This is a genomic window from Enterococcus mundtii (assembly GCF_002813755.1).
Lineage (GTDB): Bacteria > Bacillota > Bacilli > Lactobacillales > Enterococcaceae > Enterococcus_B > Enterococcus_B mundtii.
On sequence record NZ_CP018061.1, the window covers coordinates 1,871,824 to 1,894,734 of the forward strand.

Below are 22,911 nucleotides of genomic sequence, written 5' to 3' on the forward strand. Positions count from 1 at the left end.
TCAAGAAGGAGAGGGTTTGCTTATTCAACTGGAGCTACACAGAATGCCTTTTCTTTGGCTAAAAAGAACGGACGGAGATAACCGACAGTGTTTGATAATGGCAGCAATTCTTCACTTAAATGAATCTTCAAGACATCTGCTAAATATTGCTTACGTCCAACGATCCGCTCCCACATGTCTGGATATTGCTCCTTCAATTCATTTCTCAATCCTTCATCTGCAAGTGCCACACATTCTTCTGCACTTACTCCAGTATATCCTGATACAGAAGGAATAATATCTAATTGGAAGATCATACCACTCTTGATGATTTCTTGCGAACCAGAATAAATGGGTGAGGCTAACCATTCTTCATCCGCCGTCAAGTGTCCTGGATTCAAATGCCAGTGATAGGTCGCTTGTGGCAAGACTGTTTCAATCAACTGATACAGATCTGCCCCCTTCATTCCGATATGGATGGCTTCTAACCAACTAACGATAGCTGCATAATAAGGTTTTGCTACTCGATCAAGATAATCGGCTTGTTCTGCTGGCAGTTGAGCTTCTTCTTCGATTACAAATCCTGTACGACTGGATAAGCCACCTTTGAAGCCTGTCGTCAATGACAGCGGATCACCTAATTGGATCTTTTTGGCTGTCGGATAAAGATTCGCAAATTCAAAACGGCGTCCAGTTGCAGCAATCGTGATCACTGTATTCGCTTGTCCTTGTCCGTGCAATAACTCTCCGATCTCGGATTCTTTCACACCAGGTTCAATGGCATCTAATGCACGTAGCATGCAAGACGAAGCAAGATTTGCCCCATATTCGTAGTGTGCGATTTCATTTGCATTGTTCGTGACACGCGCCCCTTCCTCACCAATCAATAGATGAGTGCCATTGACGATAGCCGTTTCCGCAGTGGTTGCTTGTTTTAGCGCATCTACGATAAAAAATGGTACATCGAACAATTGGCTATTGTCTTGTGTCGTAGACGTAAACAACTTCCAACCGACTAAACCGATTTTCTTTCTATCTGCTACCTCTAATGATGCAAAAATAGCTGACAGATTTTGTTCATGGTCCATTGGTTGATTCGGTAAAGAAAATGCTGGATAATGGATCAAATCAGCAGTGATCCGCGCATGTGCATTCATTTTTAGATTCTCATTCCCAAGGATCATCGTGAATTTGCCTGTTTGATCTAACACCAATAATCCTTCTTCAAATCGCGGGATAAAGCCTGTAAAATATTCAAAATTACCACCATGCTCTTTATCTGCGTATATCACCAACAGTTCGATCGCTTCGGCTTTCATGCGTTCGATCGTTTTGTTGATTCGTTCGGTGATCGTGTCCTCTGTCAAAAAAACAGGGGGAACATCTGGAAAAATCGCTGGTTTTGGTATAGTTGTTAACTGGATGTTTTCTTTTTTCATTCATTCTTCCTCGCTTCTATGAGTTCTACGTGGTTCTCAGTCAGTGCTTTGGCTAATGCTTTAGGAGGCTTTTGATCCGTTATCAAATAGTCAATCGCTGATAAGTCGCAAACTTTATAAAAACCAGTTTTATCTAGTTTTGTATGATCCGCTAGCGCGATCACCCTGCGTCCTTGTTGGATCATCTGGCGTTTCACTAAGCCTTCTTCCTCCGTATGGATGAACAGACCTTCGTTTGACAATGCAAATACGCCAAGTAGCGTATAGTCTGCTTGATAATTTTTCAACTGCTCCACTGTTTCCGTTCCAAATAAAAACAACTGTTCTTTGTGTAATCTACCGGGCAATAATGAAATAGCTGTTTTCGGATAATTAGCTAATAATAAAGCGTGAGATAAAGAATTGGTGACCGCATGGATTTTTTTGTCCGGTAGTTCTCTGATCACTGCTTCCACCGTGGTCGAAGAATCAAAGATGATCGAGGAAGGATCTGCCATTATTTCAAGCGCCTGCTCAGCCATTTGTTTTTTCACATCATTTAGGATCGTTGACCGTTGTTCATAATCAAAGATCGTTGCTTCTTTTTGAATTGCTAAAGCACCGCCATGGGTCCGTTTGATTTGGCGCTGTTTTTCTAACTGGATCAAGTCGCGGCGAATCGTATCTTTCGACACATCTAAGCGATCTGCTAAATCTTCGATCGAAGCACTTTTTTCTTGATCAATCATTGTTTTGATACGCTGGATGCGTTCTTCCTTCAACATGATGCTCACTCCTTTTATCTAAGATACGCTATTTTGCATTTTTTTGCAACATTCTGCTGTTTTTTCATAAAAAGTGGGGCATTCACCCTCTTGCACCACTTAAAACTGAATGAACGGCAAAAACAGAAGGAACTTCTTCGAAAAAAAGGTGTCATCCACAAAAATTTGAAGAACAATTCTTGTGGATGACACCTTATTGCTCGAGGTTAAACACTTCTGTGCAGACCTCTTGATGGTGGGACGAATCAATTCATAACAGCTTGCTTCTCTTCAATCATTTCTATGAGTCTTGGCAAATCAGAAAACCGATCGATCACATGATCTGCACCAGCTTCTAAAAATTCTTGACGCACCCGTTCAAAAAGTTTTCCTTTTTCAGCAGCTGACAATTGCTGATACGTGTCAAAGGAATAACCAGCTTGTGAACTTCCTTCAATTACGCCCACAGAAAGGACTCCTGCATTCTTCCCTTCGAGTATATCAGAGATCGTATCTCCTAGTTTTAACACTTCTTGTCTATTTTCCTGTTTAAAATAGTTCAAGTTCCTTAATAACATCTCTGGGGAGGGACGCCCTTTGCCGTCTACTTCATCTGGCGTGACGATGCGATCTGGTTGATACCCTTGTTCTTTCGCCTTCGCAACAACGATTGCCATCATTTCACTCGTATAACCAGTCGTACTGCCGATTTTTGTTCCTCGCTTACGTAAAGTCGCGACTGTGTCAAGTACACCTGGTTTCACTTCTGCATGATTTGCCAATTGTTGGAATAATACTTCTTCAAATGTTTCATAGATTGCCTCGATATCAGTAGTTTCAGGCTGACGTCCGTGAGTTTCTAACCAACTTTCAGCAATACGAGGCATTTCTAGCATCATTTGGATATGCTCGATTTTTTTCATTCCCATCGGCTCTCTGATTTCTCGTTCAGTCACAGTGATTCCTTGATGTTTAAAGGCTTCGCGAAACGCTGCCACCGGTGCCATACAACCAAAATCGACTGCTGTTCCTGCCCAATCTAAGATGACCACATTAATCATTTTTTCGCTCCTCCATATATTGCTGGATCAACCCAGCTACTTTTTCAATATCTTCCAGATAGATCTCACCAATATTCCCAATCCGGAAGCAATCAGTATCACTGATTTTTCCAGGATAGATTGCGTAGCCATGTGCTTTTAAATAGTCATAAAATGCTTGGAATTCGAATTGGATGCTCTCTGGATATTTGAATGACGTGATGAAAGGTCCTTGATTCTCACTAACATAGGCTTCAAACCCAATTTCCGCCATTCGTTCACGCAAACGCTCATTGTTCAACTGATACCTGTCATAGCGAGCATCGATACCACCTTCATCCGCCAACTCTTCTAGCGCTTGCCAAAACGCTAATACAGTATGTGTTGGCGAAGTGAAACGCCACTTCCCATCAATGTCCATCACACGAAATTGATCATAAAGATCCATACTCAACGTGCGTGCTTGTCCGGCACTTTTTTTTAGTAGCTCTTTTTGACAAATCACAAAGCCAAATCCAGGCACTCCTTGGATACATTTATTTGCACTCGAAACAAGAAAATCGATTCCTAACTCTCCAACAGGGATCGGAATGCCACCAAAGCTTGACATTGCATCAACGATAAAACACAATTTGTGTTTCTTTGTCACTGCTGAAATCGCTTCTAAAGGATTCAAAATACCAGAAGTCGTTTCACTGTGGATCATTGCAAGTGCAGTAATATCAGGATGCAACACTAATAGTTCCTCGATTTTTTCAGCTTGTGGTATTTCATTTTCAGCCACTTGATAAATCACATGATCAATGCCGTGGTATTCAGCCATTTGCACCATCCGTTGGCCATAAGCACCATTTGTACAGATCAGTAAGCGGTCTGTCGAGCCAACAACTGAACTTAACACAGATTCAACTGCAAAGCTGCCACTTCCTTGCATCAAAACAGCTGTATAAGCCTCATTGGAGACACTAGCAAGATCAAGCAATCGTTGACGAATCGCCTGGGTGATGACTTTAAAATCATCATCCCATGTACAATGATCGACAAGCATTGCTTCTTTCACTGTACGACTCGTGGTCAGAGGACCTGGTGTCAATAATTTATAATTGATTTTACTGTGATTGATTTCTTTTTCATACTGTTCAATCACCTTTGTTTTTCCACTCATTTTCTTTCTCCTATTCAACTAGACTGGCATGTTTTTTTAGTAGATCTGGGGTTAATGCCTCCGGAAAGACTTTTTGATTTTTGGCGGTTTCAACCCCCGATAGATCATCTGTTTCATAAAGTTTACTTGGGTAGAATTGTAATAAATCTGCCCGACCTTCTTTAAGGATCACATTCAGCATTTTTTCGGCTAAAGGATTCGTCGCTTCTCCTTTATCGATCACCGCGAGTGATTCTGTTAAAGCGTATGTTCCTTCACTTGGTTCTACAAAATCGATTGGCAATCCTTCATTTTTATCTTTGATTGCTTGATGACGTAACCCAAAACCCAACGCCACTTCACCGACGCGGACTTTTTTCAACGGACCCGAACCAGACGCTTCAATATGGTCGCCTGCATTGTCATAAATATCGGCTAAAATCGCTTGCGCTTTTGTCTCTCCATATTGATCAATCAATCCTTGGAACAATAACCAAGCTGTTGAGGAATGGTTGATATCAGAAATCGCTAGTTGCCCTTCGTAGATTGGATCAGCTAAATCAGCTAAACTCGTCGGTACAGGCAACTCCGCTTCTTTCAGTGCTTGAGTATTGTAGAAAATGACACCTTCTTGTGTCGTCATCGGTGCTTGGTAGTTTGGCAGATCATCCATCGGTTGGACTTCTAACGCCAATTCTTTGAATATCGGTTCATTTTCTTGAACACCATCCAAATAGAACGTACTCATTGTCACTAAATCCGCTTCAATATCTGTGCCTTCTGCCCAAAGTTTACCACTCAATTCCGAAGTACCGAAGGATTGCAGCAAGTATTGGTTTTCAAAACCATTCGAATCAAGGACATCTTTGATGATTTGAACCGGCTCTTCATCTGCGTTGGTGTAGATGATGACTTTTTCATTGTTGTCATTGGCATTCTCACTTGCATTTGACGTACTACACGCCCCTAAAATTCCTAAAGCGCTGACGAATGACAGATAAATGAACCCTTTTTGAACTAGTTTTTTCATTTGCTTCAAATCTCCTCATGATAAATTGTGCAAGTATTCTTGCGGTTAAATTGATCAATAATAATAAGATAGATAGGATAAAGATTTCTGTGAATCTGCCGAAATGCTGTAATTCTTTGATTTTGGTCGTGATCACCATCGTTCGGGCACTTGTCAGAAACACCACTGCACTGATCGTAACCATCGAATTTGTAAAATAATAACAAGCCATCTCAACGATCGTCCGCTTTGAATTTGGAAGAATGATTCGAATCACTGTATCAAGCCAACTATCCCCCATCATCTTCGCTGTATTTTCCCAGTTGGGATTCATTTTTAATAAGGCACTTTTCGCTAACTGATAAGGAGTTGCAAAATAATGCACCATGTTGGCAATCACCAAAATACTGATCGTACTTTGAAGAGTCGTTCCGCTAAACACCAGCAAATAGGCAATCCCTAAAACCATACCTGGAATCGAGTTCGTGACAGAAGCGAGACTATCGATCGTTTTTGTGATCACGCTTTGTTTTGTGGATCTAGCGGTGAAAATTGCTGCCAAATAAGCAATTACTGTTCCAAACAGCGCCGTCCATAGGGCAACGAAAATCCCTGTATTCAACGTTCTTCTTAAATCAGACGTTTGTAGGAACGCTTCGATATGGCGTGTGGTAAAAGTCATATCAAAGGGCCACCCTTCGACAAAAGGAAGAAGGAACATCACGAGGAAGACTCCCACAATAAACAGGCCACCAACTGTCAGTCCTACACCAAAGAAAAAATCTCTGACAGGGTTGCTTTTTACTGACGTATTTGTCCCGGGGGTTGCATGATCATTTTTTTGGATCTTACGCAAAAACAGAACACTAATGATCGAAGGAACTAACATGATCAGTGCAATGACGGCTCCGCGATTAAAGTCTGGAATCGACCCCATAAAGTACTCATACAACAAAGTCGTGATAAACGGTTCTCGGCCACCCACCGCTACAGGTATACCAAAATCCGTAAAACTCATGAAAAAGGCTTGGACGAAAGCAACACCAAATGTTTTGCCCAACGGTTGCAGGATCGTGATTTTCAATCCTCTAAAAAATCCGTCTCCCATCAATCTGGATACCGTCAAATAGCGTTTATCCAAATAATTCATGGCGTCATTCATCAACAAGAAAGTCACTGGGATCGTATAGATCAGTAACCCTAAGATCACACCTGATTTTCCATAGATCGAAAACAACTCTTGACCGACTAGTCGTGTCCACAATCCTTGACGGCCAAAAGAATAGATCAACACAAAGCCGTATGTGATGGTCGGTAATAACATTGGTAATATAAAGCATTTCTCAATCATCCACTTGAATCCTTTAGGTAGATTCGTAAAGTGCATCCCGTAAGCAAACCAAAAGCCAAAGAAGGTCGCAAAAATCGCTGTGATCCCAGCAATGAGCAAACTATTACTTAACGCATTTAGCCAATCGAAGTCCCTTGCTAGTTCTCGGAACAGCTCAAAGGAAAAGCTGCCTTCAACAGTCAACGCTTCTTTCAAAACATTCGCTAATGGATAAAACAATACGAGGACAAAACCAAATAAGATAATCGTTGGCAATAGCGTTTCTATTTTCATCCTTCTCATGAGAAGCGAACCACTTTTTCATGAACTACGCCGGTTGCTTGAGTAAAGATCCGTTCAATATTGCGTCGTTTGATTTTTAGCTGATCGACAATAAATGCCTGTACAAAGGGTTCCATCGTATTTGTCACGATATCTTTCGGTGTACTGTATTGTGCGATCCGACCATCTTTCAAAACCATGATTTTATCAGAAAGGGTCAATGCCTCTTCTGGATCATGTGTGACGATGATCGTCGTTAAGTTCAGTTTTTTTGCAATCAATTGGATACGTTCTTTGATCGATTCTTTGATGACACCGTCCAATGCACTTAATGGCTCATCAAGTAACAATACTTGGGGTTTCATCACCAGAGTCCGACCTAATGCCACCCGTTGTTTTTGCCCGCCAGATAATTGGTGGATGCGTTTATCCAAATGATCATTCAAATCCAATAGATCGATCAACTCTTGTAATTCTTCTTTAGAAGTGATATTTTTTTGTTTTCGCAACCCGTAGACCAAATTTTCATAAGCACTTAGGTTAGGGAATAAAGCATAGTCTTGAAAGACAATATTAAATGGTCGTTTTTCCATGACCTGTTTTGTGATATCTTCGCCATCATAAAATAGTTGACCGTTTGTTGGTTGCTCCAATCCAAGGATAATATTCAATAAAGTTGTTTTTCCTGAACCCGAAGCACCGAGTATTGAAACGATCTCACCTTTATCGATCGATACATTGATTTCTTTTAAAACTTCATGATGATTAAACGTCTTACTAATACCATCTAGCTTTAACATGCGTTCACTCCTTTGTTCTTTCTATACTGCTAATTGTAGAAAATCACTTTTTACTTCTGATTAACTTTAAGTAAATTCTTTGTAGGAATATATATTTTTTGTGTAAATTTTCTAATGATTTTCAGATAAATATTTCTATAAAAAAACAGTGGCTTGCCTCAATGCGATATCCTCAGCATTGAAAGCAACCCACTGTTTCAGTAATTACTTGTTCAATTATTTTATTTATAAACTTGATGTAAATTTGATTCAAGCTTAAGCTCGCCTAGTTCTAAATCTCTCTCCGAAAATCAGCACTTCTTCGACTTGACTAACGTTGATCGGCGAGCGTTTCTTCAATATTTTTCACGATATTCTCTACTGTCAAACCATTTTCCGCTAATAGTTCCGTTGTTTCATAGCGATCATGAAAGGCTTTATCTAAGCCGTAAGTTTGCACACGGATCGCTGCATCTCCTAAATAGCCAGCGACCATTTGACCGTAGCCGCCTTCCAAGATACCATCTTCAAATGTGACAACTACATCGTGCGTTTCTTTAAGTTCATCCAGCAATTCAGTATCTAAACCAGAGATGAACGCTGGATTAATCACCGTAGCCGTTAGTTGGAGAGCTTTCTTCAATTCAACAGCCACTTCTTCTGCCAAACCATAAAAATTACCTACACCCATGATTGCTACTTTTTCGCCTTTTTGGATGACTTTGTTCTTATTTAATTGACTGTAATCTGTTCGATCTACTTCACCAGAAGAAGTGATTGGGCCGACTGGTACGCGGATTGCCACTAATCGATCCGTTTGATCGATCGACCATTCAAGCATCGCTAAGTATTCTTCTTTAGTTGTCGGTGCTAAGTATACTAGATTTGGGATATGACTCAAAAATGGAATATCAAAGATCCCTAAATGACTTTCATCATTCATTCCATTTACAGAAGCAAGTGTCACGAGGATCGTACCCGATAAGCGATTCAATGCTAAGTCATGAGAGATTTGATCATAACTTCTTTGTAAAAACGGTGAATGGACTGCCCATATAGGTTTTACCCCGCCTTTGGCTAATCCAGCAGTCATCGTCGCCGCATGTTCTTCGGCAATCCCTACATCAACAAATTGTGCGCCGACTTGTTGACGCTGTTCCGGTGAAAATAAAATCATCGGTGTGCCTGCATTTACTGCCACAACTGTCGGATCTTCCTCCATTTTGTGCAATAAGAAGTCTGTTGTTAGGCTGCTGTAGGTTTCTGCCCCTTTCGCTCGCAGATACTCGCCTGTTTCGAGACTAAACGGCCCTCCCGCATGGAACTTTTCGCGATTTTCTTCTGCAAAGGAGAACCCTTTTCCTTTAACGGTATGGATATGCAATACAACCGGCTCTTTTTGATCTTTTACTTCTTCGAATAACTCGATCAAAGCAGCTAAATCATTGCCTGCATCAAGATAACGATAATCAAGTCCTAAGGCTTTAAAGAAATTGTTCGTGGCCTGACCATTCGTTTCCCTTAGCTCTTTGAGATTTTTGTAAAGTCCCCCATGATTTTCTGCGATCGACTGGTCATTATCATTGACGATAATGATCGTATTCGTACCTAGTTCAGAAATATTGTTCAAACCTTCATAGGCTAAACCACCTGATAAAGACCCATCGCCAATCACTGCAACGACATTATTTGTTTCGTTTTTCAAATCTCTCGCCTTAGCTAGACCATTTGCTAAAGACAATGAAGTCGATGTATGCCCGATCGTGAAGAGATCATGTTCGCTTTCTAATGGGTTCGTGTAACCCGAGACTTCCTGATAATGCGCTTGGTCTAAAAACGCTTGTGCTCTTCCTGTCAACATTTTATGCACATAGGTTTGGTGTGAGACATCAAAAACAAATTGATCCTTTGGTGAATCGAACACATAATGTAGCGCCACCGTCATTTCAACAACACCTAGGTTGGGGCCATTATGCCCACCGTATTGGCTGATTTTTTCTAATAACGCGGCACGTGCTTCCTCTACCACTTGTTGAAGCTTTTCTTGCGTCATTTGTTTCAGATCTTGAGGACCTTTTATTTGTTTTAATAACATAGATTTCCCTCCTTTATTTCTGCTTAATCATACACCTTGAACCGAACTCTAAGTCAAGTGATTTTTTTAACAAATAATTCTAATTAGCGAAAATGTTGATCATACTGTTTTAAAGCTATTTTTTTATAAAAAAAACCGTAGATCCTTCAATCTACGGTTTTTATTTATTTCTTCGATGAATAGTTCACAATGATTTCACTCATTTTTTTTGGATTTCGTCGCTTGTCACGAATAATTTGATAACTAACAAGAACGATCAAAATCAAAATCACGCCTGTCAAAACGTACAATACTTGTATTTGTTCTCCCAATGGTGGTAAAACGTTTTTTTTAGGCGGTGCGCTTGGAGTCACTGATTCTTTCGGATCACCGGTATCCGGCTTCGTAGGGCTTGTTTCTTGTGTCCCATTTGAGTCAAACTTTAGTTCTCCAGTGACTTCAATGTTATTAGAACTAGCTTCTATGTGCGTTTGTGGCAATCCAATGATCAATAGACCTAAAACCATGAACAAACAAAGAATTGTTTGTTTTTTTTGTTTCATCCAATCACCTCACGATTTGAACTATGGATACGGATCTCCAGCTTCATCTAGCGCTTCAATATTCAGTGTCAACGTACTTGCAATTGAGATTGATCCTTTATCCGTTGGAAAATCAAGAACATCAGTATCAACATCTCCTTCAAAAGTAAACGTCGCTGTACTAGCTCCTGTTAAATCACCTGGACGTGCATTCGGTGAAGCTAAAGTCATAAAGTCTTCTGATATGGTTGTATTTACCGAACCATTTTCAATCAAAAGATTGCTGGCTCCTAAACTACCAACCAATGTTAACCGATCGATTGCTGAGATATCTCCAGAAGAAACTGTGTAATTTCCTAGACTGATTTTTACTGGACGACCGGAATGATTGGTGATCTTATGCTCTCCACCTAGAATTGTCTTATAGTCTTCTGGTTCAGTGAAGAAGACCGCTTTTAAAGGTAACGTCACATTCAACCATTTATCTGGATTGCCTGGTTCCGGTGCCTCCGGATCTGTGTTGTCAAATCCTAAAGTTCCATCGATTGCCACATCTGCCGTCTTATCGATCGATCCACCTAATGAATTATCAATCGTCTGGTCATCCCCATTGATGATCACATCAGCTTGAACACTGGCCCCTGCTGCTAAAATCGTGCCGAACATCAAACCTGTTGCTAGAATATTTTTTACTTTCATTTTGTTTTCTCCTTTATTTATGTCTTTATATCCTAAAGCATGATTGCTTTATTCCGTTTTTATTGATTGACATTGATGGTCACGTCAACCGTCGTTTTACCCATAAGCTTTTTATTTTCTAAATCATAAAACTCTAATTCTACTACTCCTGGATGCGTGCCTGTCGTTAACTCTTTTGCCAATGTCAATTCAGTTACTTCATATCCAGGCTCCAATAAGCCTGTTTCATATAATGTTTCTTTAGAATCCTTCATGGACAATATTGCTTGTTGCCCATAACGATTGGTCGGCAAGTTTTGGATCCAGATATTGCCCGTTTTTCCATCCGCATTGACACTGACTTCTGGATACACATTGATAGTTACATTACTATCATCTACCGCTTGATTGGCATATTTTTTCAATTGGTCGCCTGTCATTTTTTCCGCATGTTTGATCTCCGGAAAATCGTCCGACAAAATCTGCGTTGGTTGGTTATTGACATACCAATACCAACCAATCGCAACGATCGTAAGCAATAATAAAAGAAGCGCCAGTAATCTTTTTTTCTTTTGTTGTTCATTTTTTTCAGTTATTTTCTGTGTTTCCTGTGTGATCATGTTCACCTTCTTGTGTGTGTTCGATTTATCTTCGCAGCAAAGTGTAAACTCAACTTGCCTGTTACTTTATTATTTTGTGTGGGATCACCAAAATATTTCCCTGTAAAACCAAGTGACATTTGGGAATCTGATGGCACTGATTCGGTCCATTGTGCACCAGCAAAAGTACTTGCTTGTCCAACTAACGGCTTGTCAGATGGCGTCGCACCGATTCGTTGCAAATATAAAAACATTGATTCGCTCGTCGCTTCTTGTTCCGATGAATCTAAAAAGACAATATTCGAAGTACTTGCTAACTCCACATCGTTTTTGGTATGGAAGGAAACTGTCAATTCTGTCGTTGTCGAATGATTGATCACCTGATAATCATCACTAGTCACTTGATCGTCTAAGACGTCAAAAGCCATTCGGACTGGTAACGTTACATGGATCGCTGGATCACTTTCCACCACAAAAGGAACGGTATATTCCCATGTGGCTTTTTCACCATTAACCAATGACTCGCTGACAACGATCTTGCCAGTCGTCGTTCCTTCTTTGGACGTATCGGGATATTGAGTGAAACCTTCAATTTTCAAGGTAGGATATTGACTGATATCTAAATATCGTCCAATTTGACGATCCATATCTTCACGAGACATTCCTAACACTGTTTTTTGTTCACTTGGATTTAAACGATCGATGTTTATTCGTTCAAATCCATTCGCAGTGATTTGATAACGGCTTCGATTATCCGATATCCTTGGTTGCACCACATTATCTTTGATATTGTCCAGTCTGCCATTGGCTTCCGCATGGAAAATTTCTACGATATCGCCTTTCGCCACTGATAGTCTTCGATTTGTTCCGAAACCATTCAAGGTATCCAACCTTTGATTACCATTAACAGAAAAATCGAAATCTGGCGTTTGTGCATTCATTGGACCATTAGAAACAGTTACTTGGTTATAGTGCCTGATTTGATAGTACATATCATTTCCAAAATAGGAATGAACCGAAGTTCCAGCTAATGCACTATTATAGGTCGCAACAATTTGCGTTTGATCACTGTTCAAGCTTAAAGTTGCTGCTCGTAGGTCTGTTCCTTGAAAACTAATTCCTCTTACATTTAACGAATGACCAAACTGATAAGTGACTGGTACATCGATCGTAGCCAATACTGTGCCATTTTTTGAAACCTCTACACGTGCAGATTGACCATTCAGTGAATCTGGGAAACTTACAAAACGCGCGTCATAATCATCTGTTTCAGTTTGATCTTTGAAGACTTTGACAAAGTCTTTTGCCTGATAATCCGTTTCTCCATATCCATAGTTCAAGACTTGGCTATTCGGCTGGATATCTGTGTAATTTCCGATACCAGTAAAGCCAATGATGCCTTGTTCATTGATGACCCCGATTGAAAAACGCTCGGCATTATTCCGATTGATCTGGAATGTACCTGTTGTGACCTCTCCTGCCAAGTCCGCTTGATATGGATTGAATAAGCGAACAGGGTGTCCTGTAAGATCTAAAGTTACTGTTACTTGGTTTGTTGAAACAGCTGTATCTACTTCTGGTTGGATCGAGTTGAAGAACTCGGAAGTTTGTGCCCCATTCGTCTGCCACCTCAAGTATGGGTATGTTCGATTGGCACTGCTCCCCAAAGCAAAACCTGTGAACCACTTTTCACCAAACCCAAGCTCCGTTATGGTTGCATCGATCAATCCTGTAGTGCTACGCGCTTCACCCACACCACTTGTCGTCGTTTTTCTTGTAGTGCTTGCATCAAAATAAACATTGTTTGCTGTAATTCCTGTGGTAGTATTCGAAATCGGTTCTCCAGCAGTAAATCCTGCGACGAATAAATTCGTGAGCTGTGCGGTTGCAGTTGCACTTATCGCTCCGATCACTCCTTGTCCATTTGATGAACCAACACCATAATTATCGGTCATCACTAACTGACCACTGTCTTCAATCCTACCAATAAATCCACCAGAACCATTAGCAACATTTCCAAGAATATAGCCACTGTGATAACTCTCATTAATCGTCACATTTCCTGCTAAACGACCAATAAATCCACCAGCATAACTATTTCCACTTCGAAGATCACTCGAATTGATACTTCGTTCAATGTGTACTTGACCATTTTCTGTAACAAAGCCAATCAACCCTCCACGATAGCTAGATATTGAAGAATTGACCGTTGAGCGAGTCTCGCTATGCGTATCGGTGATCGTTACTGTACCAGATACTTCACCGATCAATCCTCCTAGATTCAAGGAGTAATTATTACCACCAGTAAAATTCACTTTTGAACTAGAATGACTCATGGTAAGCACTCCTGTCGTGCGACCAACGAGACCACCTAGTAAACCGTTTGAAGTATTCGAGTGAAGATTACTTGAGACTTGGCCATTCGTAATCGTTAGTTGTCCACTGTTGTTTCCAACGAAAGCCCCGCTCCCATTCGACTGGTTTGAAAGAATACTACTGCTACTGTCCATTCTGATATTCTCAAGTTCAACAATACTTCCTGCGCTGATTACGGCAATCACTCCTGCAGTATAGTTGGTAAATGACTGACCTCTAGTATTCGTCACTCGTAAATTTTCAAATGTTAGATTCTCGATTCGTAAAGGATCGTTTCCGACTGAGCGAATAAATGCTAAGTCTATTTCTCCACTAGTCAACGTCAAATTCTTGATGACTGCATGATTACCGATCAATTTCGCTCCATATACTTGTCTACCAGAAAAAGTACCTGCATTTGCCATATCGATTGCTATTCCATCTTCTGGTTCAATCGAATAGTTTTCATCATCTTTATCAAAAGGCGCTTGACTATTCAGAAAGCGACTTAGATCTTCTGCCGTTCGTATGACCGTTTGTACATAATTTGCCGTCACTGTTGCATCTTCTGTCCCCATCGTGAAAGTAGCCGTTCGATTTTCCTGATCAAATCTTGTCACCGTACTCCCTGTGCCAGTCACGCTAAATCCAACAAAGCGATACCCTGCATTTGCTTCAGCCGCCTGAATCGTTGTGGTTTCCCCTTCGATAAAATTCGTTCGGTCAGCGTTTGGATCAGCTGCACTTCCTGCCAAGGGATCACGGACCAGTGTCAAACTCATTCGCCGTGCGGTAAATCCAACCACTCCTTGTTGATTGATGACACCAATCGATACTCTTGCAACAGATCCACGATTGAAAGTGAAGGTTCCTGCTGTCGCTTCACCAGCTAAGCCAGAGCTGTATGGATTAAATAGTTTTAAAGGCTCGTTTTGTAGATCTAACGTGACCGCCACTTGATTGCCCGTCACTTGACGATCGACCATTGGATCGATGCTATCAAAAAACATCGATGGTTGCGTATTTTGCGTCTGCCAACTGAGATACGGATAGGTTTTATTCGTTCGTTGAGCGACTGAAAAATCGGTCCGCCAACGATTCCCAAAACCTAACATAGCGGTTGTTGATTCGATCAACTCTAGCGTAGTTTTCGCTTCCCCTACACCTGTCGTTGTTGCTTTATTCGTGGTACTGGAATCATAATAAACATTGGTCGCAGTAATACCTGTCGTATCTGAGGTAATTGGCTGTACCCCTGTAAAACCTGCAACAAATAGTTGGCTGAGTGTCACTCGATCCGTTAATTGATTGATCCCGATCACACCATTGCCATTGGAGGATCCAATGCTATAACTATCCACGACACTGAGTGCGCCATTGCCTTCGGTCATACCAATGAACCCAGCAGTTCCTAGACTTGTACTTCCTTGGACATGTCCATTGTGATAGCTTTCCTCGATTTTAGCAGTTCCTGACATCCTTCCGATAAATCCACCCACATTACTGTTATTTCCTCGCATATCACCGGCATTGATACTTCGTTGGATCGTGACATCTCCTGAGAAGGTCACTCGACCAATCATTCCACCTCGATATGTTCCGCTCAATGAATTGATTGCTGTTTGGCTTTCACTTACAGAATCAGTGATTATTACCTCACTACTGGTTTCGCCCACTAGTCCACCGATATTTAATGTATATGAACCACCACCAGTAAAAGTAACTCGAGAAAGACTACTCTCAATGGTCAATGGACCGTCATTTTTACCAACAAGTCCACCCATTAGTCCATTAGCTGTGTTGGAGTGTAACGTTCCTGAAACCTCACTGTTTTTGACCACTACTGAACCCATATTATTCCCAATCAACCCTGCACTTCCATTCGGTTGATTCGCTAAGATTCGGCTACTCTCATCGATCGTGATATTTTCAAGCTCCACTGACTTACCGCTTGCTACTTGACCGATGATTCCAGCTGAATTAGACGATGATCGTGTATTATTCAGCGAGATACCAGCTAAGGTCAGATTCTCGATTCGTGAAAGATTACTGCCATTGATTGTTTGGATCAATCCAAGGGAGGCATTTTGAGATACTAATGAAAGATTTTTGATGATCGTGCCATTTCCGATCAGATGACCAGAAAATTGACTACGTCCTGAAAAATCACCTTCTCCTGACATGTCGATCGTTTGATTTGTTTCTGGTTCGATCGTGTAAGTCTGGTCGTTTGCATCATAAGGAGACTCACTTCGTAAAAACTTTCCGAGATCATCGGCATTACGGATAATCGTTGAGGCGTATTCTGCTGTGATGACCGTGTTTTCAGTTCCAATCGTTACTGTCGCTGTTCGTGCGTTCAAATCGATGTTGGAAACTGAACTCCCCGCACCAGTTACACTGAATCCAACAAAACGATACCCTTGGTTAGGTGCAGCTGCTTTGATCTGTGTCGTTTCGCCTTCAAGAAAATCATTTTTTTCAATCTCCGGATCATGATCGCTACCAGCGATTGGATTGCGAGCGCTCGTCGCCGTCATTCGCCGTGCGGTAAATCCAACGACGCCTTGCTGATTGATGACACCAATCGACACTCTTGCAATAGATCCACGATTGAAAGTGAAGGTTCCTGTTGTCGCTTCACCAGCTAAGCCAGAACTATATGGATTGAATAGTTTCAATGGCTCATTTTGTAGATCTAATGTTACCGACACTTGATTACCCGTTACTTGACGATCGACCATTGGATCGATGCTGTCAAAAAACATTACCGGTTGCGCGCCTTGGGTCTGCCAACTCAGGTAAGGGTAGGTTTTATTCGTTCGTTGAGCGACTGAAAAATCGGTCCGCCAACGATTCCCAAAACCTAACATAGCGGTTGTTGATTCGATCAACTCTAGCGTAGTTTTCGCTTCCCCTACACCTGTCGTTGTTGCTTTATTCGTGGTACTGGAATCATAATAAACATTGGTCGCAGTGATACCTGTCGTATCTGAGGTAATTGGTTGCCCTCCCGTGAAACCAGCGATAAAGAGTTGATTCAACGTAACATTACTTGCTAGTTGATTGACTCCGATCACTCCATTACCGTTGGAAGAACCAATACTATAACTATCCATGATGCCAAGGGCTCCACCGCCTTCAGTCAAGCCGATGAATGCTGCGGTTCCTAGACTTGTACTTCCTTGGACATGCCCATTATGGTAACTTTCTTCGATTCGAGCAGTTCCTGACATTCTTCCGATAAATCCACCGACAATACTGTTATTTCCCCGCATATCACTAGCATTGATGCTTCGTTGGATCATCACATTCCCTGAGAATGTGACTCGACCAATCATACCACCACGATATGTCCCACTCGCTGAATTGATTGCGGTGTGACTTTCACTTCTAGAATCAGTGATTGTGACCTCACTACTGGTTTCACCAACTAACCCTCCTATATTTAAGGTGTAAGAGCCTCCTCCAGTAAAAGTAACACGAGAGACACTATTTTCAATCGTTAGTTGTCCTTGGTTTTGCCCAACTAATCCGCCCATCAATCCATTAGCAGTGTTGGAATGTAAGGTTCCTGAAACCTCACTGTTTTTGATCGTTACTGAACCTTGGTTGTTTCCAATCAACCCTGCATTTCCAGCGGGTTGATTGGCAGCAATTTGGCTACTTTCATCGATCGTAATATTTTCAAGCTCGACTGTTTTCCCGCTTGCTACTTGACCGATGATTCCAGCTGAATTAGACGATGATCGTGTATTATTCAGCGAAATGCCAGCTAAGGTCAGATTCTCGATTCGTGAAAGATTACTGCCATTGATTGTTTGGATCAATCCAAGGGAGGCATTTTGAGATACTAATGAAAGATTTCTAATAATCGTACCATTCCCGATCAAGTTACCAGAAAATTGACTACGACCTGAAAAGTTCCCTTGTCCAGACATATCGATTGTCTGATTGGTTTCTGGTTCGATCGTGTATGTTTGTTCATTTGAATCATAAGGAAACTCGCTACGTAAAAACTTTCCGAGATCCTCTGCATTGCGAATGACTGTCGAGGCATACTCCGCTGTGACTGTCGCATTTTCAGTCCCCATTGTGAAGGTTGCGGTGCGATTTGCTAAATTAACATTCGTAATCGTCCCGTTTCCTGTCACATTAAAGCCAACCAAACGATAGCCAGGAGACGGTGCTCCTGCTGTGACCGTCGTTGTTGCACCGACCACCAGACTAGTCGTCGGCGCAGTCGGATTACTTGCACTTCCAGCCTGTGGCGAACGTGCTAAAGTTAAGGTTCGATTACTCAGTTCGTAACGTGCAGTAACTGTTGCGTTTTGAGAACCCATGGTAAACGTGCCTGTTCGATTAGATGTATTTACATTCGTGATTGAACTTCCCGTACCACTCACATCAAATCCTGCAAACTGATAACCAGTCGCTGGGGCTGCAGCGGTGACCGTCGTTGTTGCACCTTGTGCCAGTGTGGTCACAGGCGCCGATGGATTTGCACTCGCTCCTTGCGATGGATTTCTAGCAAATGCCAAAGTATGAGCGGGTAATTCTGTAAAACTGCCACGGATCGCTTGGTTTACCGTTGCTACAAAGTTCGGATAATATGAATGATTCCATATAGTTGCAAAATAAAAATAGGTATTGAATATCCAATCCAAATCTACCGTAAATGAATTTGCTCTTTGACTAGTAAAAGAAGCATCACGGATACGCTCAACTCGTATAGTAAATTCTTGAAAATCCGCTAAAGTCCCTTCATTCAGATTGGATGGCGATAAAACTGGACCTTTTATTTGGTAAGGTGTTGTTTCTTGAATAGTAAAGTGAAAATCTCCTTGTCCATGTTGAATCGTATTCACTCCAAATTGATACTGATTTCTTGTTGGCATTCCATAAAAATCGACTCCTGCATACAACAAACTATTTCCGTCGCGATATAAAAACTGCCTAGGCAACATAATTCGCCCTACAATACTATTTCCTGTTCGGTTACCTAACTGATTACTCCCCGACCATACAATGGACGCTCGGCTGTCATTTAAAAAATAATTCCTAAAAGTTGTTGGAAACTGTGTACGGTTTCCACTGGCATTTCCTTGTAAAAATCTAGAGATCCAAAAATTATCTAGCGTATTCAATAGCTGCGCATTTCTTGGTTCCCTATCTAATAAAGGTCCATCTTCCACCACTTCTTCTGGCGTCGCTTCTACCGGTTCGCTCTCGTCCTCAGTCGCCTCCTCACTTTCTACCAATGTTTCTTCTATTGTTTCCTGTGTTTCACCAATATCTTCTACCTGTTCTTCTACACTTGACTCGTTGATCGTCTCAGCAATAACGCTGATACTATTTCCTAATGACGAAAAAAGCAGCAAGATAATTACAATCATATGTAAAATTTGTTTCTTATAAAAATGAGTCATTTCCTCCTCCTACTCTACACGTATTACTTGACGTGACGTAATCTGCTGATTTTTTGGCAGAAAGTTATACTCAATGTATTGAATGTACTGACTTATGGTGCTTCGTTTTCTACTTAATATCTTCTATTGTACGATTGATACCCTACACAACTGTTCTTCGTAATAGAACATGCCTACTTTTTTTGATATCCGCTAGTTGTATGTTTGACTAATTAATTGTATGCACCCCTTTCTTATCCAGATGAAACTATGATATTAAATAACAATGTAATAAAACTATTATTTTTTCATCTTTTGATTATAATAACACTAATCTACTTTTTGTTTATTTTTATTTTTTTCTCAAACAAAAAAAATAAAGCACTACCTTATTTCTATAAGTTCCGTAATTCTAGCAATAGTCATTGGTTACAATACACGCGCCCATAGTCAAAAACTTTTTTTTTATTATTTAGAAAAAAATATCACACTATGCACCTAGGAAATTTCTGCATAATTTTTATTGGAAAAACAAAATCTCCTCACTTTTAAAAAATAACAAAATTATTTAAAAAACAATTATTCGATAAAAAACACTGCAATTCCAACTATTCCTCCTTGATTTAAAACACATTATTTTTAAATTATCATGAATTTTCCATTTAAAACGTTTGTTTTTTTTGTATACTTATACTATGCACATCTTCCCCTTAGCCTATCTAACTATGTGTTTTAACATTAAAGAGAGACTCTATTTCTTACATATCTATAGAAAAATAAAGATTGGAAGCCAGAATAATGGAAAATTTACCCATCACCTTACAACTTGATAATCAGTTTAAACGACAATATCAAATTTTAAATTTAGTACATAAAAATAAAACCAACCAGTTAACAATCAATGATCTTGCTCTTGACTTAGAGAAGTCAAAGCCTACACTCAAAAAAGACATTGAAGAAATCAATCAAGCGTTGAATGAGCAGTGTGTTTCACTAAAGATTGATCATAAAGGACTATTATCATTCCAATACAAAAAAGTAATGACGATCGATTCGATGATCACCTTATTAGCAAAAAGGACCATCACTTACCAAATCATGGATCTATTACTTCATAATGTGACCTACTCAACCGATGAATTAGCCGATGCCTTGATGGTCTCTAGAAGTACAATTTTTAAAACGATTCGTCATATGAATAATATCTTGAAGGAATTCAGCGTGACGATCACTACTGGACCATTGACTTTGTCAGGTAGAGAGGAAGATATTCGTTTTTGCTTTTTTGCCTTTTACTCAAGTTTTGGCGATAGTACGATCATTGATTCAGATAGTGAGATCGATGCTCAGTATTTAGTTGACGAAGGTCATAAAAGAGATCACGCCTTTTTACATTTTAGCCATTTTCGTGCCGCTTTATGGCTGTCGATTGCAAAAGCGCGGTGGAAGTGTAAAAAACTTTGCAACTTGAATCGAAGTATCAAAGTGTTGATCAAAAGTAGTAAAGGCTTCTCTTCACTTGAGCCATTATTACAGGATTACTATCTTTCACGCTCAAATGAAACGCTCTCATTAAATGAAACGATGTGGTTATATTTAGTCTCACTTCATTGTATTTCCTACACACGTCAAAGTAATTTAGATGATGGACGCTCCTATGCATTTTATCGAGAAGAAAACCCTACTGTCATCGAAGTGATCCAACGTTTTCTAGCGACTGTTTTCCCAGAACACATGATCAAAAACGGGACACTAGAAAAAATGGAAGCCTACTTAGTCAATGCGCGTTTACTTTCTAAAATGAGCCATACTTACGAATTACATTCACCAACTATGGTTACTCAAATGAAAGCACGTTATTCTGAGATCTACCAAGTATGGCTTGAAAAATTGACGCTTCTAAAAAATAATCCATTGTTTGGTTTTGTTCATATCGATTATCTCGCAGCTGCGTTGACAACGTTTCATGCTTCGCTTTTGATGAGACAGTCGTATCGTCCTTTACGTATTTTGTTTACGATCCAAGGACCGCCATCTTTAGATGATTATATCCTGAATGAAATTGAGACACTCTTTATGCAACGTTCAACGATCGAATTTCAAATTGAACATGCTGTCACAAAAGAATCGATCGAAACCTACCAAGCTGATCTAGTAGTTTGTAATTATGATCTTCATTTGATCGATGAACAGACTTGCCAAATTCATCGCATCTCCAATGTTCCGACGATTGCGGACTGGCGTCTTTTAATGGAGACGATCACTTATTTGTCTTTGCCTGCTTATTTAGAAAATAAATAGAACAAAAACGCTACTTGTCCTTTATTCGCGAAATAAAAAAAGAGTAACCTGCTTTTGATCACAGGTTACTCTTTTTGTTCGGTCATCTATCTGATACACTATCAAAATTTAAAAATATTTTCTTTTTTTTCTTTTCTGCCTCCTCTAAAGCCTGACGATAGTCAGAGATTGGATATACAGGAGCTGTGGTTAGTAGATTCAATTGTCCCTCCTCAACCAAACGGAATAATTGTTGAAATACTTTCTGCCATTCTTCATTTGAAACCGAGTCAGCCCAGTGCCTTAGATGATAGACTTTGGCTTGGATCGGCAACGTATGGAGAAATGACCAATCAACTTGTTGACCAGATAGCAACCCGATCGCAATGAACTTCCCATAAGGTTGGACCGCTCGTGCAAGGATCTCACCACTTTCCCCTCCAACTTGATCAACGGCTGCGCGGACCCCTTTGGCATTTGTATGTGCCAAAATTTGAGTCAATGTTGTTTCTTCATCCCAAACAACGACCAAATCTGCTCCTAGTTCGGTTAACTCTTCTTTATATTTTTCGTGTCGAACAATTACAATGACTTTAAATGATAAAATTTTACTCAATTGGATAAAAATTCTGCTAATGGAGGAATTTCCTGCATTAAGCAAAACATGATCTCCTTTATTCAGGTCCAATTCTTTTGTACAGATCAACCAAGCAGTTACAGGATTGATGTACATTTGAGCAGCTGTCAGTCGATCGATCGAAGACGGGACAATAATGAGGTCTTTCTTTGATACTATGTGATAGGTTTGCCAAGTTCCTGCTACTCGTAGTGGTAAGACGTATTGTCCTATCATTTGCTCATCCTGAGGATCAGTGACTTGGATTACTTCCCCGACACCTTCATATCCAGCGATTTGTGGCAAGCTAATACGGTGCGCATAAGCCCCATGGATTGGTATCAAATCAGAAGGATTGATTGGCGCCATCAGCATTTTGACCAAGACTTCTCCTTGTCTTAAAGTGAGTGGCTGCTCTTCTAGTTGCACAACCTCTTGCGGTAAACCAAACTCTCGGTAAATCAGACAGTGATTTTTCATTTTTTTCTCCTTTGGTGATCGTTGGGTTCTTTTAACCAGTGTATCATTTCCCTGAAATAAAAAGAAGACTGTGTGCCACCCTAGAAACGAATAAACGGTGGGAACAGAAGTACTATCTTCGACAAAAAGACGAC

General features: G+C 40.4%; 14 protein-coding genes. 1 reads left to right on the forward strand and 13 read right to left on the reverse strand.

Annotated elements, in window-relative coordinates; translation table 11 throughout:
* Positions 1–20: 20 nt before the first annotated feature.
* From EM4838_RS08895 to EM4838_RS08950, 12 genes are all read right to left on the reverse strand, one after another.
* On the reverse strand, positions 21–1,418 hold the full coding sequence (locus EM4838_RS08895) for a M24 family metallopeptidase (RefSeq protein ID WP_071866837.1): 1,398 nt from the start codon (positions 1,416–1,418) through the stop codon (positions 21–23).
* Complete coding sequence (locus EM4838_RS08900; protein ID WP_065095996.1) at positions 1,415–2,182, reverse strand: DeoR/GlpR family DNA-binding transcription regulator; 768 nt, start codon at positions 2,180–2,182, stop codon at positions 1,415–1,417. The genes EM4838_RS08895 and EM4838_RS08900 overlap by 4 nt, the downstream gene beginning before the upstream one ends.
* Before the next feature lie 245 nt (positions 2,183–2,427).
* Positions 2,428–3,222: a phosphonoacetaldehyde hydrolase gene (phnX, locus tag EM4838_RS08905; RefSeq protein ID WP_071866838.1), complete on the reverse strand. Its 795-nt coding sequence runs from the start codon at positions 3,220–3,222 to the stop codon at positions 2,428–2,430.
* Positions 3,215–4,366, reverse strand: coding sequence for a 2-aminoethylphosphonate--pyruvate transaminase (phnW, locus tag EM4838_RS08910; protein WP_071866839.1), 1,152 nt, complete (start codon positions 4,364–4,366; stop codon positions 3,215–3,217). The genes phnX and phnW overlap by 8 nt, the downstream gene beginning before the upstream one ends.
* 10 nt (positions 4,367–4,376) lie before the next feature.
* Positions 4,377–5,375 (reverse strand): extracellular solute-binding protein, encoded by a 999-nt coding sequence (locus tag EM4838_RS08915; RefSeq protein ID WP_071866840.1) that lies wholly within the window; start codon positions 5,373–5,375, stop codon positions 4,377–4,379.
* The gene (locus tag EM4838_RS08920; RefSeq protein ID WP_071866841.1) at positions 5,302–6,987 is read right to left on the reverse strand and encodes an ABC transporter permease; all 1,686 of its coding nucleotides are present in this window, start codon (positions 6,985–6,987) and stop codon (positions 5,302–5,304) included. The genes EM4838_RS08915 and EM4838_RS08920 overlap by 74 nt, the downstream gene beginning before the upstream one ends.
* Positions 6,984–7,766, reverse strand: a complete 783-nt coding sequence (locus EM4838_RS08925; RefSeq protein ID WP_071866842.1) for an ABC transporter ATP-binding protein — start codon at positions 7,764–7,766, stop codon at positions 6,984–6,986. The genes EM4838_RS08920 and EM4838_RS08925 overlap by 4 nt, the downstream gene beginning before the upstream one ends.
* Positions 7,767–8,076: 310 nt before the next feature.
* Positions 8,077–9,840 (reverse strand): 1-deoxy-D-xylulose-5-phosphate synthase, encoded by a 1,764-nt coding sequence (locus EM4838_RS08930; RefSeq protein WP_071866843.1) that lies wholly within the window; start codon positions 9,838–9,840, stop codon positions 8,077–8,079.
* A 164-nt stretch (positions 9,841–10,004) separates the two neighbouring features.
* Entirely contained in the window at positions 10,005–10,382 is a 378-nt protein-coding gene (locus EM4838_RS08935) for a hypothetical protein (RefSeq protein ID WP_071866844.1), read from the reverse strand.
* Between the two features lie 21 nt (positions 10,383–10,403).
* On the reverse strand, positions 10,404–11,060 hold the full coding sequence (locus tag EM4838_RS08940) for a hypothetical protein (protein ID WP_071866845.1): 657 nt from the start codon (positions 11,058–11,060) through the stop codon (positions 10,404–10,406).
* 59 nt (positions 11,061–11,119) lie between these two features.
* Positions 11,120–11,659: a hypothetical protein gene (locus EM4838_RS08945; RefSeq protein WP_071866846.1), complete on the reverse strand. Its 540-nt coding sequence runs from the start codon at positions 11,657–11,659 to the stop codon at positions 11,120–11,122.
* A 2-nt stretch (positions 11,660–11,661) separates the two neighbouring features.
* The gene (locus EM4838_RS08950; RefSeq protein WP_071866847.1) at positions 11,662–19,422 is read right to left on the reverse strand and encodes an InlB B-repeat-containing protein; all 7,761 of its coding nucleotides are present in this window, start codon (positions 19,420–19,422) and stop codon (positions 11,662–11,664) included.
* Positions 19,423–20,199: 777 nt separating this feature from the next.
* Between EM4838_RS08950 and EM4838_RS08955 the strand changes: the two genes are divergently transcribed.
* Positions 20,200–21,702: a helix-turn-helix domain-containing protein gene (locus EM4838_RS08955; RefSeq protein ID WP_071866848.1), complete on the forward strand. Its 1,503-nt coding sequence runs from the start codon at positions 20,200–20,202 to the stop codon at positions 21,700–21,702.
* Between the two features lie 82 nt (positions 21,703–21,784).
* Here the strand turns inward: EM4838_RS08955 and EM4838_RS08960 are convergent, their stop codons facing one another.
* On the reverse strand, positions 21,785–22,777 hold the full coding sequence (locus EM4838_RS08960) for a zinc-dependent alcohol dehydrogenase family protein (RefSeq protein ID WP_071866849.1): 993 nt from the start codon (positions 22,775–22,777) through the stop codon (positions 21,785–21,787).
* Between the last annotated feature and the right edge of the window lie 134 nt (positions 22,778–22,911).

Excerpts from the sequence above, each read along its gene's own strand:
- phnW (WP_071866839.1), bottom strand. The coding sequence starts at position 4,366 with ATGAGTGGAAAAACAAAGGTGATTGAACAGTATGAAAAAGAAATCAAT.
- EM4838_RS08935 (WP_071866844.1), bottom strand. The coding sequence starts at position 10,382 with ATGAAACAAAAAAAACAAACAATTCTTTGTTTGTTCATGGTTTTAGGT.
- EM4838_RS08895 (WP_071866837.1), bottom strand. The coding sequence starts at position 1,418 with ATGAAAAAAGAAAACATCCAGTTAACAACTATACCAAAACCAGCGATT.
- EM4838_RS08900 (WP_065095996.1), bottom strand. The coding sequence starts at position 2,182 with ATGTTGAAGGAAGAACGCATCCAGCGTATCAAAACAATGATTGATCAA.
- EM4838_RS08955 (WP_071866848.1), top strand. The coding sequence starts at position 20,200 with ATGGAAAATTTACCCATCACCTTACAACTTGATAATCAGTTTAAACGA.
- EM4838_RS08930 (WP_071866843.1), bottom strand. The coding sequence starts at position 9,840 with ATGTTATTAAAACAAATAAAAGGTCCTCAAGATCTGAAACAAATGACG.
- phnX (WP_071866838.1), bottom strand. The coding sequence starts at position 3,222 with ATGATTAATGTGGTCATCTTAGATTGGGCAGGAACAGCAGTCGATTTT.
- EM4838_RS08960 (WP_071866849.1), bottom strand. The coding sequence starts at position 22,777 with ATGAAAAATCACTGTCTGATTTACCGAGAGTTTGGTTTACCGCAAGAG.
- EM4838_RS08950 (WP_071866847.1), bottom strand. The coding sequence starts at position 19,422 with ATGACTCATTTTTATAAGAAACAAATTTTACATATGATTGTAATTATC.
- EM4838_RS08945 (WP_071866846.1), bottom strand. The coding sequence starts at position 11,659 with ATGATCACACAGGAAACACAGAAAATAACTGAAAAAAATGAACAACAA.
- EM4838_RS08940 (WP_071866845.1), bottom strand. The coding sequence starts at position 11,060 with ATGAAAGTAAAAAATATTCTAGCAACAGGTTTGATGTTCGGCACGATT.
- EM4838_RS08925 (WP_071866842.1), bottom strand. The coding sequence starts at position 7,766 with ATGTTAAAGCTAGATGGTATTAGTAAGACGTTTAATCATCATGAAGTT.
- EM4838_RS08915 (WP_071866840.1), bottom strand. The coding sequence starts at position 5,375 with ATGAAAAAACTAGTTCAAAAAGGGTTCATTTATCTGTCATTCGTCAGC.
- EM4838_RS08920 (WP_071866841.1), bottom strand. The coding sequence starts at position 6,987 with ATGAGAAGGATGAAAATAGAAACGCTATTGCCAACGATTATCTTATTT.